At 73.9% G+C, this 15,673-nt stretch carries 14 protein-coding genes; 6 read left to right on the forward strand and 8 right to left on the reverse strand.

Annotated features, from left to right (window positions below):
• Positions 1–3 precede the first annotated feature (3 nt).
• The 7 genes from ACFXPK_RS23480 to ACFXPK_RS23510 all read right to left on the reverse strand — a co-directional run bounded on the left by ACFXPK_RS23480 (position 4) and on the right by ACFXPK_RS23510 (position 8,447).
• Positions 4–921: a hypothetical protein gene (locus tag ACFXPK_RS23480; RefSeq protein ID WP_385078314.1), complete on the reverse strand. Its 918-nt coding sequence runs from the start codon at positions 919–921 to the stop codon at positions 4–6.
• Positions 922–1,135: 214 nt separating this feature from the next.
• Positions 1,136–2,680 (reverse strand): hypothetical protein, encoded by a 1,545-nt coding sequence (locus tag ACFXPK_RS23485; RefSeq protein ID WP_385001582.1) that lies wholly within the window; start codon positions 2,678–2,680, stop codon positions 1,136–1,138.
• A gap of 66 nt (positions 2,681–2,746) precedes the next feature.
• Complete coding sequence (locus ACFXPK_RS23490) at positions 2,747–3,691, reverse strand: SGNH/GDSL hydrolase family protein (protein WP_385078316.1); 945 nt, start codon at positions 3,689–3,691, stop codon at positions 2,747–2,749.
• Complete coding sequence (locus ACFXPK_RS23495; protein WP_385001588.1) at positions 3,688–4,848, reverse strand: glycosyltransferase; 1,161 nt, start codon at positions 4,846–4,848, stop codon at positions 3,688–3,690. The genes ACFXPK_RS23490 and ACFXPK_RS23495 overlap by 4 nt, the downstream gene beginning before the upstream one ends.
• Complete coding sequence (locus tag ACFXPK_RS23500; RefSeq protein ID WP_385078319.1) at positions 4,845–5,963, reverse strand: glycosyltransferase family 4 protein; 1,119 nt, start codon at positions 5,961–5,963, stop codon at positions 4,845–4,847. Before ACFXPK_RS23500 ends, ACFXPK_RS23495 begins: the two co-directional genes overlap by 4 nt.
• A 162-nt stretch (positions 5,964–6,125) precedes the next feature.
• Complete coding sequence (locus ACFXPK_RS23505; protein ID WP_385001594.1) at positions 6,126–7,544, reverse strand: HEAT repeat domain-containing protein; 1,419 nt, start codon at positions 7,542–7,544, stop codon at positions 6,126–6,128.
• 510 nt (positions 7,545–8,054) lie between these two features.
• The gene (locus ACFXPK_RS23510) at positions 8,055–8,447 is read right to left on the reverse strand and encodes an ankyrin repeat domain-containing protein (RefSeq protein ID WP_385001597.1); all 393 of its coding nucleotides are present in this window, start codon (positions 8,445–8,447) and stop codon (positions 8,055–8,057) included.
• A 231-nt stretch (positions 8,448–8,678) separates the two neighbouring features.
• Here ACFXPK_RS23510 and ACFXPK_RS23515 point away from each other — a divergent pair, with 231 nt between their 5' ends.
• Together ACFXPK_RS23515 and ACFXPK_RS23520 are read left to right on the forward strand one after the other, a co-directional pair.
• Positions 8,679–8,873, forward strand: a complete 195-nt coding sequence (locus ACFXPK_RS23515) for a hypothetical protein (RefSeq protein ID WP_114627688.1) — start codon at positions 8,679–8,681, stop codon at positions 8,871–8,873.
• A 37-nt stretch (positions 8,874–8,910) separates the two neighbouring features.
• On the forward strand, positions 8,911–10,482 hold the full coding sequence (locus tag ACFXPK_RS23520) for a hypothetical protein (protein WP_385078323.1): 1,572 nt from the start codon (positions 8,911–8,913) through the stop codon (positions 10,480–10,482).
• A 46-nt stretch (positions 10,483–10,528) separates the two neighbouring features.
• On the opposite strand, the gene ACFXPK_RS23525 is transcribed toward ACFXPK_RS23520, so the two are convergent.
• A complete protein-coding gene (locus tag ACFXPK_RS23525) occupies positions 10,529–12,028 on the reverse strand; it encodes a PLP-dependent aminotransferase family protein (protein ID WP_385001604.1) in 1,500 nt (499 codons plus the stop codon).
• A gap of 100 nt (positions 12,029–12,128) precedes the next feature.
• On the opposite strand from ACFXPK_RS23525, the gene ACFXPK_RS23530 reads away from it, so the two are divergent.
• The 4 genes from ACFXPK_RS23530 (at position 12,129) to ACFXPK_RS23545 (ending at position 15,614) form a co-directional block, all read left to right on the forward strand.
• Complete coding sequence (locus ACFXPK_RS23530) at positions 12,129–12,797, forward strand: YitT family protein (protein WP_385001607.1); 669 nt, start codon at positions 12,129–12,131, stop codon at positions 12,795–12,797.
• Positions 12,794–13,567, forward strand: a complete 774-nt coding sequence (locus ACFXPK_RS23535) for a glycerophosphodiester phosphodiesterase (protein ID WP_385001610.1) — start codon at positions 12,794–12,796, stop codon at positions 13,565–13,567. Before ACFXPK_RS23530 ends, ACFXPK_RS23535 begins: the two co-directional genes overlap by 4 nt.
• A 61-nt stretch (positions 13,568–13,628) precedes the next feature.
• Positions 13,629–14,975 carry an MFS transporter gene (locus tag ACFXPK_RS23540; RefSeq protein ID WP_385001613.1) on the forward strand — a complete coding sequence of 449 codons (1,347 nt, stop codon included), beginning with the start codon at positions 13,629–13,631 and terminating at the stop codon, positions 14,973–14,975.
• Positions 14,976–15,239: 264 nt separating this feature from the next.
• On the forward strand, positions 15,240–15,614 hold the full coding sequence (locus ACFXPK_RS23545) for an RNA polymerase-binding protein RbpA (protein ID WP_003959706.1): 375 nt from the start codon (positions 15,240–15,242) through the stop codon (positions 15,612–15,614).
• Positions 15,615–15,673: the final 59 nt, after the last annotated feature.

The following is a 15,673-nucleotide window of genomic DNA, read 5'->3' on the forward strand; positions in this document are numbered from 1 at the left end:
CCGTCAGGCGTGGAAGGGGAGGCCCGCGTCGGCCGCCAGTTCCAGGTCGTCGCCGTCGGGCGGGGGCAGCAGGGTGGCGGAGCCGTCGGAGACGGGTACGACGCCCAGCTCCAGCAGTTCGGTGAGGGCCGCGTGGCCCGCCATGTCCCGCACCTGGAGCTGGTAGCGGGCGGTGGTGCGGTAGGCGCCTCCGGCGTCGTCACCGGTGCGCTGGAGGAACCCGGAGTCGGTGAGGAACGCGACGGCCTTGCCGATGATGCCGGTCGTGGACCCGGCGAGGCGGCGGGCGTCCTTGGTGGCGCCGGTGGCGCTGCGCCGCGCGTACGTACGCCAGGCGGCCTCCAGGCCGGGGGCGTCGGTCGACGGGTCGGTGTTCTCCCCGTCGCGCTCGGCGCGTTCCTCCAGGCGGCGGCAGGCCTGCCGGACGAACGCGTCGACGCCGTTGACCGTGATCCGGCCGATGTATCCGTCGTCGGCGAGGTCCTCGGGGCGGGGGAAGGCCAGGGCCGCGACGGCGAGATGGGCGAGGCCGTGCAGGAAGCGGTCGGCGGAGTCGGTGGAGGCGCGGCGGGCGTAGTCGCCCATGCGGACGGCGAAGACGGAGTCCTCGGCGGCGGTGACGGCCATGCCGGCGCGCGGGGAGACTTCGAGGACGACGAGGCCGAACCCGGTGGCGACGGCGTCGGCGACGCGGGCGAAGGCCGGGTCCTCGCGGTAGCGGCGCAGGAGTTCGGTGTACTCGGCGTCCCGGGCCGGCAGCAGCTTGGGCTGGAGCCCGAAGGAGACGAGGCGGGCGGCGTCGGCCGCGTCGGCGGGGGTGACGGTCCGGCTCGCGCCGGCGCTCGGCGTGGCGGGCTCGGCCGGGTCCGGGTCGGTGGGGTCGTGCCACGTGGCGGAAGGCTCGGCGGTGTGGTCGCTCACGGAGCGGCTCCTTGAGGGGGGTACGGGTGGTACGTCGTGGCGCGGGGCCGGGGGCCCGCGGAGGGACATGTCCGGACGGCATGCCGTGCGCCGTGTGCGGGGCGGAAGAGCGAGGTACGGGCCCCTTGCGCGGCACACATCACGCTTCAGTCCCCGGACCCGCGCCTCCTGCGGCCCCGGCCCCCTCCCGCCGGTGGGCGCTCCGCGGCTGCGGTCATGCCGCCTCCGTGCGGTCCGCCGTCATGCCCGCCGCGTCCAGCAGCGCCGTGCCCACGATCAGGTCGGCGCCGCCGAACTCCCAGTCGTCGAGCGGGGTGCCGTCGTCCACGGCGAAGAGCAGGCGTTCCTCGCCCTGGCGGTAGGCGGTGCCCACCGGTGGGCTGGCCGCGTGGATGGCCAGGAGGGCGACGAGGTAGGGCAGTTCGGGGTCGCGCAGGCGGGCCTCGGCGAGGAGGCCGGAGAGTCTGCGCGGCGCGTCGTGTTCCAGGTCGAGGAGTTCTCTCGCGCTCGCGAGCTGCTCCTCGCTGAAGCGGCTGTCGTCCGGTGTCGCGATCAGGTCCGGTTCCGGCATCTCGGCGCCCAGGTGTTCGCGCTCCACCGGTGGGGTCAGCAGCAGGTCGATCAGGTCGCCGACCCGGACGGACGCCGGGGTGCGCAGCCCCGTACCGCGGGCGAAGAAGGCGTCCGTGACGCGGCCGGCCTGCTCCACCGGGAGGGGCAGCAGCGGGGCGACGAGCTGTCCGTACAGGTCGAGTCCGGTGTGGGCGGTGGGCCGGGCGAACGCCTGGCGGTCCTGTTCGGCGCGGAAGAGGGGGCCCGCCTCCAGGAGGCGGGACTGGAGTTGGGTGTGCCGGCGGATGCAGTCCTTGACGATGTCGACGAGTTCGGCCGCGCGTCGTTTGTGTTCGGCCGTCCTGGGGTCGCTGCCGGTCTCCGCCTCGTCGCGCGCCTTGCGGATGTTCGTCAGGATCGCGTTCTCGTGGCGGTACCGGTCGGCCACGTGGTCGAGGGCTTCGTCGATCATGTCGGGGACGGCGTGGAGCCAGTCGACGGCCCGTACGTTGCGCCGGGTCGCCTCCAGCGTCCTGCGCAGCGTCTCCGCGTACTGGACGGTGCGGTACCTGGCCTGTTCGGCGGCGAGTTGGGCGTCGGCCAGCCTGCCCCGGCTGATCAGGACCTCCAGCTTGACCTCGGCGGCGATCTGGGCGCTGGTGACGTCCGTGTCGAGGGCGCCGACCAGGACGTTGACCGCTTCGTCGGTCGTACGGAGGAAGACGCTGCCGCCGGGTCCCGGGACCTCCTCGATCAGCTTGAAGTCGTAGTCCCTGCGGGTGTAGACGCCGTCCGTGCCGAAGGTGCCGTACACGGCGCGGAAGCCGCGGTCCACGCTGCCCACGTTGATCAGGTTCTCCAGGACCCAGCGGGCGACGCGTTCGTGCTCGGCGACCGGACGGCGGGGGGCCTGGGCGGCGATACGGGGCAGGAGTCTGGCCACTATCTGTTCGTGGTCGGCCCCGGTGTCGAAGTCCATGTTGAGCGTGACCAGGTCGATGGCGGAGAGCGCGACCTCCGCCATCGCGTACACCGAGTACTCGCCCGCCAGATTGGCTTTACGGGTGTCCAGGTCGTGCAGCGGCGCGGTGCAGGCGAGCGCGCGCAGGCGCCGCGCGAGCCCTTCGTCGGCGGCCGGGCCCTGGGCGGGCCGCGGCCCCGCGCTGAGCTGGGGCGGAACGAAATCCGTCGGGGCAGGCGAAGTCACGTGCACAGATTATGTCCTCGCACTGACAACGGTCGAAACGACGCAGAGCGCCCCGGTGTCGTCCGCTCAATTCCCCTGGCCCGCCGGGGTGGCGGCGAGCGCGGCCAGGGCCATGGACAGGGCGTGCTCGGCCTTGAGGTCGAGGCGGGCGCCGCTGCCCCTGGCCCAGTGCGTGACCTCGTCGCCCGCCAGGCGCAGCAGTTCGGGCAGCAGGTCGCGGCAGCGGCGGGCCACCCATCCGGTGCCGGAGGTCGCGAGCCAGCGCAGCGACTCGGCGCGGGTGGGCGGCGCCCGGTCGGGATCCGGGGCGGGCGGCGGGCCGAGGGCAAACCCCCGTGCGGTGAGCGCCGCGTGGAAGCCCGCGGCGATCAGGCGGTGGCCGCGCTCCCCCGGGTGCAGCCGGTCGGCGCTCCACAGCGTCCGGTCGGTGACCCAGGCGGTGTCGGCGAGGTGCAGGTGGACGGTGTCGTACCGGGTCGCGAGGGCGTGGACGACGGCGTTGACGGCCCGCTGGCGCCGGGCGAGCGGCCGGGCGAGCGGGGCGGGCAGTCCGAGCATGGCGCCGGGGTCGGGCAGACAGGCGGTGAGCAGGACGGTGCCCTGTGCGGCGAGGGCGGCGCAGATACGGTCGATGCGCGGGGCGAGGTCCTGGATGTCGAAGGCGCAGCGGAGCGTGTCGTTGACGCCGACGACGACGGAGGCGATGTCGGGGGCGAAGGCCAGGGCGTCGGGGGTCTGCCGCTCCTCGACGTCGCGGGTGAGGGCGCCGCTGACGGCGAAGTTCCGGAACGGTGTCCCGTCCTCGCCGCCGAGGGCGGCTCCGAGCAGCGCGGCCCATCCGCGCCACGCGCCGCCGTCGACGGGGTCGCCGATCCCGAAGGTGAGGGAGTCCCCGAGCGCGGCGTACCGCGGGGGCGCGGTCGCCGGGGTGCGGCTGGTGCCGCCGCGCCGCGGGGACGGTACGGACTCCAGAGGGGTGGCCGTGGGCGCGGGTCCGGTCTGCGGGGTCATCGGCGTGTCCCGTCCGGGCGCGGGGCGGTGGTCACGGGGTGGGCGTCGTGCGCGGCGAGGAAGCCGGCCACGGCCGTGTCCCAGCCGAAGAGTTCGGCCCGTGCGCGGGCCGCCGCGCGACGGGTGTCCTCGGGGCGGGCCAGCAGGTCCTCGACGGCGTCCGCGAAGGAGACCGCGTCGTCGGCCGCCGCCCGGCCCGCGTCGCCGATCACCTCGGGCAGCGCGGACGAGGCGCTGGCGACGACCGGGGTGCCGCAGGCCAGCGCCTCCAGGGCGGAGAGGCCGAAGGTCTCGGCGGGGCCCGGGGCGAGGCAGATGTCGGCGGACGCCTGGAGGCCGGCCATCGCGGCGCGGTCGCCGACATGGCCGAGGAAGACCGCGGGCAGCCCCTGTGCCCCGGCCCTGCGGGCCAGTCCGGCGCGCAGCGGTCCCTCGCCCGCGACGACCAGCGACGCGCGGACGCCCCGCCGGCGCAGCTCGGCCAGCGTGTCGAGCGCGGCGCCGGGCCGCTTCTCGACGGACAGCCGGGAGCCGAGGACGAGGAGGACGTCGGCGCCCCTGGCGTACCGGGCGCGCAGGGCGGGGTCGCGGCGCTGCGGGCGGCAGCGGTCGAGGTCCACGCCGAGCGGGGCGCGCACCACGTTGCGGGCGCCGATGCGCAGGAACTCGCGCTCCGCCCACTCGGTGGTGCAGACGATCCGTGAGTACGCCCAGGCGCTGCGGGTGTTGAGCCGGTCGGCGGCGCGGCCTGCGGCCGCTCCCGGCACGCCCCAGGTGCGCAGCACCCCGTCGGCCGTCTCGTGGGAGACCATGACGGAGGGGATCCGGTGGCGTCTGGCCCATTCGCCGGTCCAGCGCAGGGTGGTCCGGTCGGAGACCTCCAGCCGGTCGGGCGCGATCCCTTCGAGCACGTCGCGCAGGCGGCGCCGGGCCGCCAGGACACGGTAGCCGCCGGTGCCGGGCAGTTCGGGTCCTGGCAGGGTGATCACCCGGCCCTGTTCGGTGTCCTCGTCGGACGCGTGCTCCCCGGGGACGATCAGTACCGGTTCGTGTCCGGCCGTGCGGTAGCCGCTGCCCAGTGCGTGCAGGGCGGTGCGCAGTCCGCCGGAGGACGGGGTGACGAAGTTGGCGAGCCGTACGATCCGCAGCGCGCTCACGCGACCACCGCCGTGCGCGCGCCGAGCACCTCGGCGTAGTGGCCGAGGAGCTGGTCCCCGACGGCGGCCCAGGTCCGGTCCTCGACGGCGGCGCGGCCGGCCCGTCCGTAGGCGGCGCGGCGGGCGGGCGCGTGGGCGAGGGTGCGGACGGCCTCGGTGACGGCGTCCGTGTCGTGCGGGGTGACGAGGAGTCCCGTACGGCCGTGATCGACGAGGTCGAGCGGTCCGCCCGCGGCGGGCGCGATCACCGGGACGCCACTGGCCATGGCCTCCTGCACGGTCTGGCAGAAGGTCTCGTAGGGGCCGGTGTGCGCGAAGAGGTCGAAGGAGGCGAAGGTCCTGGCGAGCGCGGCGCCGGTGGTGCGTCCGAGGAAGACGGCGCCGGGCAGGGCGGTGCGCAGGGAGGTCTCGCTGGGGCCGTCGCCGACGATGACGACGCGGACGCCGGGCAGGGCGCAGACGCCCGCGAGGAGTTCGACGTGCTTCTCGGCGGCGAGCCGGCCGACGTAGCCGACGATCAGTTCGCCGTCGGGGGCGAGCCGGCGCCGCAGCGCCTCGTCGCGCAGTTCGGGGCGGAACCGTACGGTGTCCACGCCGCGCGGCCAGAGGCTGACCCGGGGGATGCCGTGTTCGGCGAGGTCGGCGACGGCGGCGCTGGACGGGGCGAGGGTGCGGTCGGCCGCGGTGTGGACGGCCTTGAGGCGGCGCCAGGCGGCGGCCTCCCCCGCGCCCACGTAGGTACGGGCGTAGCCGGCCAGATCGGTCTGGTAGACGGCGACGGCGGGGACGCCGAGGCGGGCGGCGGCGGTCATGCCGCGGACGCCGAGGACGAAGGGGCTCGCGAGGTGGACGAGGTCGGCGCGGTGGGCGGTGATGGTGGCCGCGATCCGGCGGCTGGGGAGGGCCACCCGTACCTGGGGATAGCCGGGCAGGGGCAGGGAGGGCACGCGTACCACGGGGCACGGTGTGTCGGTCTCGTCGTCGCCGGCGACGGAGGGGGCGATGACGAGGGGGTCGTGACCGCGCGCGGCGAGGTGCCGGGCGGTCTGGAGGGCGCAGTGGGCCACGCCGTTGACGTCGGGCGGGAAGGACTCGGTGACGATGACGACACGCATATCCGTGTTGTCGTCGTACCGAGCGTGTCCCTGCCAACGTGGATCTTTCCGCGTGGGGAACGTCCCGTGAGCATTGGAAGCGGGGCGTCCCTGCTCCGGGCGAGGGTGTCCCGGGTGCGGCGCGTGGTGTCCCCGCGCCACACCCGGGGTGTTACGGCGTGTTCACCGGGTCGCCGCGTCCGGGCCCATCCGGTTGCGTACGGCCGTCTGGACCTCGGCCTCCTCGGCCGGGTCGGCGGCGAGCCGCCGCAGCCGGTCGGCGACGCGGACGTCGCCGGTCTCGGCGTGCAGCGCGGCGATCTCCCGGGTGGTCTCCTCGCAGTCCCACAGGCATTCGACGGCGAACCCGGTGGCGTACGAGGGGTCGGTGGCGGCCAGGGCGCGGGCCGCGCGGCCCCGGAGCTGGGAAGAGGCGGTCTCCCGGTAGACATGGCGCAGCACGGGTGCGGCGCAGACGATGCCGAGGCGGCCCGTGCCGTCGACGAGGGACCACAGCCGGGGCGAGTCGGGGCCCTCCGCCCGCACGGTCTCGCGCAGGGCGCCGAGAACCAGGGGGGTGTCCTTCGTACCGCCGCGGCAGGCGAGGACGCCGGCGGCGGACGCGCCGAGGGCGTCGGGGCGGTGGATCCAGCCGCGGGCCCGGTCGACGGCCTCGTCGCCGCACATCCGCTCGAAGGCGGAGACCGCGGCGTGGGCGACGGCCCGGTGCGGGTCGCCGGCCGCCGCCTCGATCAGGTCGAGGACGGCCGGGTCACGGGCCTCGGCCAGGTAGTGGAGCGCGGCGCAGCGCGCCCCGCCGGGGCCGCTCCTGGCCGCCTCGACGATGAGCGGACGGTCGCCGGGTCCGGCGACGGCGGTGAGGCAGCGGGCCGCGGGGAGGTGGAGTTCGGTGCCGCGTTCCAGGCCCTGCTGGGCCCAGTCGAAGACGGCCTGGACGCTCCAGCCGGGGCGGGGGCCGCTGGGCCGCATCTGGCGCTGCCAGCGGTCGAAGGAGCCCTGTTCGCCGGCGGCTCTGATGCGGGCGCCGACCGTGGGGCGCGGGTCGTCGGCCCAGAGCCGCCAGGGCCGGGGTTCGAAGGCGTCGCGCACGGTGGACGCCAGTTCCGCGTCGCCGTCGGGGGTGGCGGGGAAGCGGTCGAGGACGGGGCCGGCGAGGGCGCGCAGGCCCGTGTCGTCGTCGCGCAGCGCGAGCTCGTCCAGGGCCCAGGCCCAGTTGGTGCCGGTGGCGGTGTAGCGCCGGAGCAGGTCGAGCGCGTCGTGCCTGCCGTACGCGGCGAGGTGGCCGAGGACGGCGAGCGACAGCCCGGTGCGCGACTCGTCCGGGTCGAGGTGGTCCTCGGCGCGGAAGAGGTGGTCGTCGATGGCGTCGAGACCGCCGTGGATGTCCAGATAGAGACGGGCGTAGTACAGCGAGCGGTTCTCGACCTGCCAGTCGTGGCGCGGGTCGTTCAGCACGCAGTGGTTGAGGGCGGCGAGCGCCTCCGCCCGGGGTGCGGCGAGGGCGTGCAGCGTGCCGTCGCCGCGGCCCCTCTGCAACAGGCCGAGCAGCGTGCCGCTCGGCGCTATGACTGGATCGAACATGGAGAAAGCCTCACATCAAGCTGTCGACGCAACCGGGGGGTGTGGTGCCGAAGCCCTCTCGGACCTGACCACGTCCGTGTGCCTCTTCCGGCGGTCTCCGCCTCGTCGGGGGCGGGCATCGCCGGTCGCGGCTCTGGACGAGTTGTTCCGAAGTAGCGTCGTCCGCCCCGTGGGGCGGGCGGGGCGGTGTCAGGTGCGTGCGGCCGCAGGGCGGAGGAAGGAGGCGACGCGGGAGCGGACGGAGCCTCCCCCGGTCGAGCCGGGCCGAGGCCTTGGGGACGACCGACGACAGCGCCGCGGATGCGCGTGCACGGCACCTCACCGCAGACGGGACTTCGGAATGACTCGTCTAGACGGTGCGGCGACATGTTCGGCCGTCCGTTGTCGTCTTCTGCCTCACGCAGACCATCTTTCCTGCCTCTCGTCGGTGGCCCTCCGTGGGCCCGTCGTCATGATGACCCAGCCATTTCGCCACCGCGACCACATTTACGACGCTGTCCGTCACGACGGTCACCGGGCCCCGAACAGCTCCAGGAGGTGCGTCTTCCCGAACATGCGCGCGGTATCCACCGCGGAGGGGCTGCCGTCGGCCGGATCCGCTCCACCGGCGAGCAGTGCGCGGATGATCTCGTCCTCGCCCTTGAAGACGGCTCCGGCGAGGGGGGTCTGGCCGCGGTCGTTGCCCCGGCCGGCGTCGGCGCCGCGGGCGAGGAGCGCTTCCACGGCCGCCAGGTGGCCGTGGTAGGCGGCGAGCATGAGGAGGGAGTCGCCCCGGTCGTTGGTGAGGTTGGCGGGCACCCCGGCGTCGACGTAGGCGGCGAGCGTCACGGCCTCGCCCGTGCGGGCCAGATCGAAGACCTTCGAGGCCAGTTCGATCACCTCGGGGTCGGGGGCTTCACTCATCGGCGGGACCGCCTTCCGGAATGTCTGTGCGGAGTAAACCGACAGGGTACTGCCCGGTGCCGTAAGAGGAAGCGGAGACTCCGGACGTCCTCGGACGGGGTGGCGGGCGCTCGTGCGCCAGTTCAGTGAAATGCAGAACATTTCACTCATTTGCACCTTTTATCGCATAGATACTTTTCGTGATCCTGGAAGAACTCATGGTGACTGTCCCCACAAACCAGGAGAATGCTCATGATTCTGTCCATGTCCGGCGTCGTACTGCTCGGAATCATCGTCTTCCTCTTCTTCCGGAAGGACGGGCTCAAGGCGTCGCACGCGATCGTCTGCGCACTCTTCGGCTTCTACCTCGCGGGGACCGCCATCGCGCCGAGCATCACGGCCGGCGGCGCGAGCCTCGCCGGCCTCCTGGGCGGGATCAAGTTCTGACGCCCGCCCATCCCTTCCCCACCCCCAGGAGACAGACGTGGCCCGGCTCCCCCTCACCCACCTGCTGACCAGCGGCGGCGACCGGATCGCGCGCGGGCGGGAGATGGCCCGCACGGCCGCGGACGGCGCCACCGACGTGCTCCATCCGCTGATCACGATCGTCCGCGGCCTGCGGCTGATGGCCGCCGCGACCCGCCGGAGATGGGCGGCCATGCCCAAGGACCGGCGCGGTCCCACGCTGTTCCTGGCCGCCGCCTGTGTCCTGCTGGTCGTGCTCATGCCGTACGGGCCACTGCTGGCCCTGCTCACCGTGATGGGCGTGGCCGGCTGGCAGGGACGGGACCGCCCGACCGTGCGGACCGGCCCCGACGAGGCGGAGGTACGGCGCCTCCAGTCCCTCTACGAGGCCCTCGTGCCGTACTTCGCGGTCGCGGAGGATCCCAGTCCGCTCTTCACCCACGGCGGCGCGTGGAGCACCGCCTTCGCCGACCACGCCTTCGACGGCGAAGGCCGGCTCACCCGGCTCCAGGTGACCTACCCGCCGTACTTCCCCGACGGCGAACCCGCGGAACGCGCCCGGGTCGAACAGCTCCTGCACGCGAAGTCGGGGCGCGGACGCGAGTACCTCTTCGACTGGGACGAGGAGGGCAACCGGCTGCTGATGACGGTCCTGCCCCCGCTCCCCACCGACATCGCCGCCCAGCGCTTCGTCACGGCGCCCGGCGAGAGCGTCCTCGGCTTCACCGACGACGGCGCCGTACCGCGCACCGTGCCCGTGGCGACGGACACCGGCCACCGGGACGCTTCCCCGGTGGTCTGGCGGACCGGGCCGCGCTCCCCCGAGCCGCATCTGCTGGTCGCGGGGAGGCCGGGCAGCGGCGCCACCGGCCTGCTGCGCTCGCTCGCGCTCCAGGCGCTGCCCCACGGCGACGTCCTGGTCGTGGACGGCGGCGGGAACGGCGACTTCGCCTGTCTGGCCGGGCGTACCGGCGTGCTCGCCGTGGAGTGCGGACTCGAAGGGGCGCTCGCCGGTCTCGACTGGGCCGCGCGCGAGACCGAACGGCGGCTGATCGAGATCGACCGCGCCCGCCAAGCCGGGCTCCCCGCCCCCGAGGACGCCCGGCGCCCGCTGTGGGTCCTCTGCGACCGGCCGGGCGTCCTCGGCCATCTCGCGGCGGCCGGCGGCCGGCCCGATCCGCAGGAGCTGCTCCAGGTCCCGCTGCGGCACGGCAGGACCGCGCAGGTGACCGTCGTCGTCGCCGAACACCTCGACGCCCTCGACCTGCTGCACCCGGACGTGACCGCGCACACCCGCGCCCGGATCGTCCTCGGGCCCGCCACGCCCGCGCGGGTGGCGGCGGTGCTCGGGGTGGAGCCGCACACCACGCCCACCCCGGACGTCCCGCCCGGCCGGGGGTACGTACGGCTCGGCACGGCCCCCGTGCTCAGGCTCCAGGTCCCGGCCACGCCCGACCCGTACGACGACGCCACGGGCGAGGCGCACCGCCGCGCCGTGCTGGATCTGCTGCCGCCCCGCCAGCAGACCCAGCGGCAGGCGTACGAACAGGTGCCGGGACAGGCGCCCGCGCCGGTCGCCGCCGAGGGCTGACGCACCCCGGGCGCTCGGACGCTCAGGGGCTCAGGGGCTCAGAGGCTCAGGCGACGAAGGTGCGCGGCGCGTCGGTGCCCGTGGCCGCGCCCGTCTCCACCAGGCGCGCCGCCGCCGCGAGCCGGGTCGCCGCCTCCACGGCGACCGGGCCGCCCACGGTGAACGGCAGTCGTACGTACCCCTCGAACGCCCCGTCGACCCCGAAGCGGGGCCCCGAGGGCACCCGTACGCCGACCCGCTCGCCCACCTCGGCCAGCCGGGAGCCGGAGAGCCCGCCGGTGCGCACCCACAGGGTCAGCCCGCCGTGCGGCACGTCGAACCGCCAGCCGGGCAGCCGCTCGCGCACCGCCGCCACCAGCGCGTCCCGGTTCTCGCGGGCCTGGGCGCGGCGCAGCGCGACGGCCTCCTCCCAGCCGCCGGTCCGCATCAGCCAGTTGACGGCGAGCTGTTCCAGCACCGGGGTACCCAGGTCCGCGTAGGCGCGCGCGGCGACCAGGGAGCGGATCACGTCGGGGGCGGCGCGCACCCAGCCGATCCGCATCCCCGCCCAGAACGCCTTGCTGGCGGAGCCGACCGTGAGGACCGTGCTGCCCGCCGGGTCGAAGGCGCAGACCCGGCGCGGCATGTCCACCTCCGGGTCGAGGCGCAGCTCGGACATGGTCTCGTCGACGACCAGGACGGTGCCCGCGGAGCGTGCCGCGTCGACCAGACCGCGCCGCTGGTCCTCGTCGGCCAGGGCGCCCGTCGGGTTGTGGAAGTCGGCGACGACGTACGCGAGCCGGGGCGCCGCGTCGCGCAGCACCTGGCGCCAGCGGCCGAGGTCCCAGCCGGTCAGGCCCTCGGCCATGGCGACGGGCACCAGCCGGGCGCCCGCCTCGCGCATGAGCTGGAGGATGTTGGCGTAGCTGGGCGACTCCACGGCGATCCGTTCGCCCCGGCCGGCGAAGAGGTGGCAGATCGCGTCGATCGCGCCCATGGCGCCGGTGGTGACCATGATCTGTTCGGGCATGGTCGGGACGCCGAGCGCCGTGTAGCGGTCGGCGAGCATCTGCCGCAGCGCCGGGAGTCCCGCCGGATAGTCGCCGTGGGTGTGGGCGTACGGCGCCAGCTCCTCCAGCGCGCCCCGGACGCCCCGGGTGAGCCAGGGCTCGGGGGCCGGCAGCGCGGCCGTACCGAGGTCGATGACGGAGCCGAGCGATTCGGGCGGCAGGGGTTCGAGGCCGCGCGCGGGCAGCGGGTGCCCCGCGGGGACGGCCGTCCAGCTTCCCGCGCCCCTGCGGGACTCCAGGAAGCCCTCGGAGCGCAGCGCCTCGTAGGCGGCGGCCACGGTCGTACGGCTGACGGTGAGGGCGAGCGCCAGTTCGCGTTCGGCGGGGAGGCGCGCGGCGACGGGGACGCGGCCTTCGAGGACGAGCAGCCGGATACCGTCGGCGAGCGCCCGGTAGGCGGGCGGGCGGCGGCTGCCGGGGCCCGCGGGCCGGGGCTGCTGGGCTTGGAGCTGCCGGGCGAGCTGAGCCGCTCCGACCGCCGAGGTCCACTGTGCCATGGAAATCAGTCCACCTTCCCCGAATTGGCCCTGGTTGGTCGCTGTCGGCCTGCCACAGAGTGACACGCATCAGTCCACCATTGCATCAAGGGACGGCATCATGTCCATCACCTCCGGTCTCCGGACCCCTCATCTGGCCCGTCGGCTCTGTCAGCTCTACGTCGGTCTCGCGCTGTACGGCGCGAGCGCGGCGCTGGTGGTGCGCGGCGGTCTGGGGCTGGAGCCGTGGGGGGTGCTGCACCAGGGGCTGTCCGAGCTGACGGGGCTCTCGATGGGGGTCGTGGCGATCGTCGTGGGCGCGGCGGTGCTGCTGCTCTGGATTCCGATCAGGCAGCGGCCGGGGCTGGGCACGGTCTCCAACGTCTTCGTGGTGGGGCTGGCGATCGACGCGACGCTCGCCCTGGTCCCCGAGGCGCACGCGCTGCCCGCGCGGATCGCGCTGCTGGTCACGGGGATCGTGCTCAACGGGGTGGCCACCGGGCTCTACATCGCGGCCCGCTTCGGCCCGGGGCCGCGGGACGGTCTGATGACCGGGCTGCACCGGCTGACGGGCCGCTCGGTGCGGCTGGTGCGTACCGCGATCGAGGTGGCGGTCGTCGCCACCGGGTTCGCGCTCGGCGGTTCCGTGGGTGTCGGCACGGTGGCGTACACGCTGGCCATCGGGCCGCTGGCCCAGCTCTTCCTGCGGGTCTTCGCCATCCCCGCGGCGGACAACGGCAGCACGGTGGTCGCCGCCGGGTCACCGGGAGGCGCCATACTGCGGCCGTGACGCGCGAACTCCACCCTTATCTGGACCGGCCCGGCGCGGGCGGCCCCATTCCCTTCGCCCACCGGGGCGGCGCCGCGGACGGCCTGGAGAACACGGCCGCCGCCTTCCGCCGTGCGGCCGGTCTCGGCTACCGCTACTTCGAGACCGATGTGCACGCCACCTCGGACGGGCGGCTCGTCGCCTTCCACGATCCGACGCTGGACCGGGTGACGGACGCCCGGGGCGCCATCGCGGAGCTGCCGTGGCACGAGGTGCGGCGGGCGAGGGTGGCGGGCCATGAGCCGCTGCCGCTCTTCGCGGAGCTGCTGGAGGAGTTCCCCGAGGCCCGCTGGAACGTGGACATCAAGGCGGCGCCCGCCCTGGTCCCGCTGGTCGAGCTGATCCGCGCGACCGGGAGCTGGGACCGGGTGTGCGTGGGCTCGTTCTCCGAGGCCAGGGTGGCCCGCGCGGCCCGTCTCGCGGGCCCCCGGCTGGCCACCTCGTACGGGGTGCGGGGCGTGGCGGCCCTGCGGCTGCGGTCGTACGGGATCCCCGTCCCGGTCCGGGCCGGCGCGGTCTGCGCCCAGGTCCCCGAGGCGCAGAACGGCGTCCGGGTGGTGGACGAGCGCTTCGTGCGGACGGCGCACGCGCGCGGACTCCAGGTCCATGTGTGGACGGTCAACGACCCCGTACGCATGGAAGCGCTTGTCGATCTCGGCGTGGATGGCATCATGACTGATCAACTGGAAACGCTGCGCTCGGTGTTGACCGCACGGGGAGCCTGGCGGTAGTGCCCGGGTGGGTACCGAGGGCCGGGCGCGGCGTCCGTACGGGGAGAGCGAGGCAGCGCGGGTGACCGCTGACACGGTGGAGCAGGCCGACGGGGCGAAGGCCCTCAAGCGTGAGCAACACGGCTGGTACTTCTACGACTTCGCGTGCTCGGTCTATTCGACGAGCGTGCTCACCGTCTTCCTCGGCCCCTATCTGACGTCGGTGGCGAAGAACGCCGCCGACGCCGAGGGGTTCGTCCATCCGCTGGGCGTCCCGGTGCGCGCGGGCTCGGTCTTCGCGTACGCGGTCTCCGTCTCGATCGTGGTGGCGGTGCTGGTGATGCCGCTGGTGGGCGCGGTGGCGGACCGCACCGGGCGGAAGAAGCCGCTGCTCGCGGCATCGGCGTATCTCGGGGCGACGGCCACGACCTGCATGTTCTTCCTCGACGGGGACCGCTACCTGCTGGGTGCGCTGCTGCTCGTCGTGGCGAACGCCGCGCTGGCGGTCTCGATGGTGCTCTACAACGCGTATCTGCCGCAGATCGCGGAGCCGGACGAGCGGGACGCGGTCTCCTCGCGGGGCTGGGCGTTCGGCTACACCTCGGGCGCGCTGGTCCTGGTCCTCAATCTGGTGCTCTACACCGGGCACGACGCCTTCGGGGTCTCCGAGTCGACGGCGGTACGGATCTGTCTGGCGTCGGCGGGGCTCTGGTGGGGCGCCTTCACGCTCGTACCGCTGCGGCGGCTGCGCGACCGGCGGGTGGCGCCGCGCGGCGAGGGGGCGGTGGGCACCGGCTGGCGGCAGCTCATGGCCACGCTGCGGGACATGCGCCGCCATCCGCTGACGCTCTCCTTCCTGCTCGCCTATCTGATCTACAACGACGGCATCCAGACGGTGATCTCCCAGGCGTCCATCTACGGCTCGGAGGAGCTGGGCCTGGACCAGACGACGCTGATCACCGCCGTACTGCTGGTGCAGATCCTGGCGGTGGCCGGCGCGCTGGGAATGGGCCGGATGGCCAGGGCGTACGGGGCCAAACGCGTCATCCTGGGTTCGCTGGCCGTCTGGACGCTGATCCTCGCGGCGGGCTACTTCCTGCCCGCGGGGGCGCCGGTCGCGTTCTATCTGATGGCCGCGGCGATCGGTCTGGTGCTGGGCGGCAGCCAGGCGCTCTCGCGTTCGCTCTTCTCCCATCTCGTACCGAGCGGCAAGGAGGCCGAGTACTTCTCCGCGTACGAGATGAGCGACCGGGGGCTGAGCTGGCTGGGGCCGCTGGTGTTCGGTCTCGCGTTCCAGCTCACCGGGAGCTACCGGGATGCGATCATCTCGCTGGTGGTCTTCTTCGCGATCGGTTCGGCGCTGCTGGCGCGGGTACCCGTCAAGGCGGCGATCGCCGCCGCGGGGAACCCCGTACCGGACCGGATTTAGACGTTGAAGTGAAAGGGCGGTAGTGTACGCGTTTGGCCTGCCAGGCGGACCGTTACTGCGTACTCGACCAATGAAATCGTTGGGTGACATCTCCTGTTAGATGTGACAAACCGGGCGCCGGTGGGTACGCAACCCTTGATAAGCAGCGGCACGACGGACGAGGCACGACCCGTAACGGGAATCTTTACCGCCGACCGAACGTTGACCGGATGACGACGACAGCGACACCTGTCCTGTGGGCGACAAGCCCGGGAGGCACGATTCATGAGTGAGCGAGCTCTCCGCGGCACGCGACTCGTGGTGACCAGCTACGAGACGGACCGCGGCATCGATCTGGCCCCGCGCCAGGCGGTGGAGTACGCATGCCAGAACGGCCATCGATTTGAGATGCCGTTCTCGGTAGAGGCGGAAATTCCGCCGGAGTGGGAGTGCAAGGCGTGTGGCGCCCAGGCACTCCTGGTGGACGGGGATGGCCCCGAAGAGAAGAAGGGCAAGCCTGCGCGTACGCACTGGGACATGCTCATGGAGCGGCGCACACGCGAGGAGTTGGAGGAGGTGCTGGCCGAGAGGCTGGCGGTCCTGCGCTCCGGCGCCATGAACATCGCCGTGCACCCGCGGGACAGCCGGAAGTCCGCCTGACCGCATCAAGCGCACAACAGCACACGCCGCGGGCCGCGTCACACGAACTGTGTGACGCC

It is taken from the genome of Streptomyces sp. NPDC059142 (assembly GCF_042755665.1).
In the GTDB taxonomy this organism is placed as follows: Bacteria; Actinomycetota; Actinomycetes; order Streptomycetales; family Streptomycetaceae; genus Streptomyces.

Coding starts and splice junctions, on each gene's coding strand:
- ACFXPK_RS23490 (WP_385078316.1), bottom strand. CDS start 3,691: ATGACCCCGCAGACCGGACCCGCGCCCACGGCCACCCCTCTGGAGTCC.
- ACFXPK_RS23545 (WP_003959706.1), top strand. CDS start 15,240: ATGAGTGAGCGAGCTCTCCGCGGCACGCGACTCGTGGTGACCAGCTAC.
- ACFXPK_RS23505 (WP_385001594.1), bottom strand. CDS start 7,544: ATGTTCGATCCAGTCATAGCGCCGAGCGGCACGCTGCTCGGCCTGTTG.
- ACFXPK_RS23530 (WP_385001607.1), top strand. CDS start 12,129: ATGTCCATCACCTCCGGTCTCCGGACCCCTCATCTGGCCCGTCGGCTC.
- ACFXPK_RS23500 (WP_385078319.1), bottom strand. CDS start 5,963: ATGCGTGTCGTCATCGTCACCGAGTCCTTCCCGCCCGACGTCAACGGC.
- ACFXPK_RS23525 (WP_385001604.1), bottom strand. CDS start 12,028: ATGGCACAGTGGACCTCGGCGGTCGGAGCGGCTCAGCTCGCCCGGCAG.
- ACFXPK_RS23515 (WP_114627688.1), top strand. CDS start 8,679: ATGATTCTGTCCATGTCCGGCGTCGTACTGCTCGGAATCATCGTCTTC.
- ACFXPK_RS23510 (WP_385001597.1), bottom strand. CDS start 8,447: ATGAGTGAAGCCCCCGACCCCGAGGTGATCGAACTGGCCTCGAAGGTC.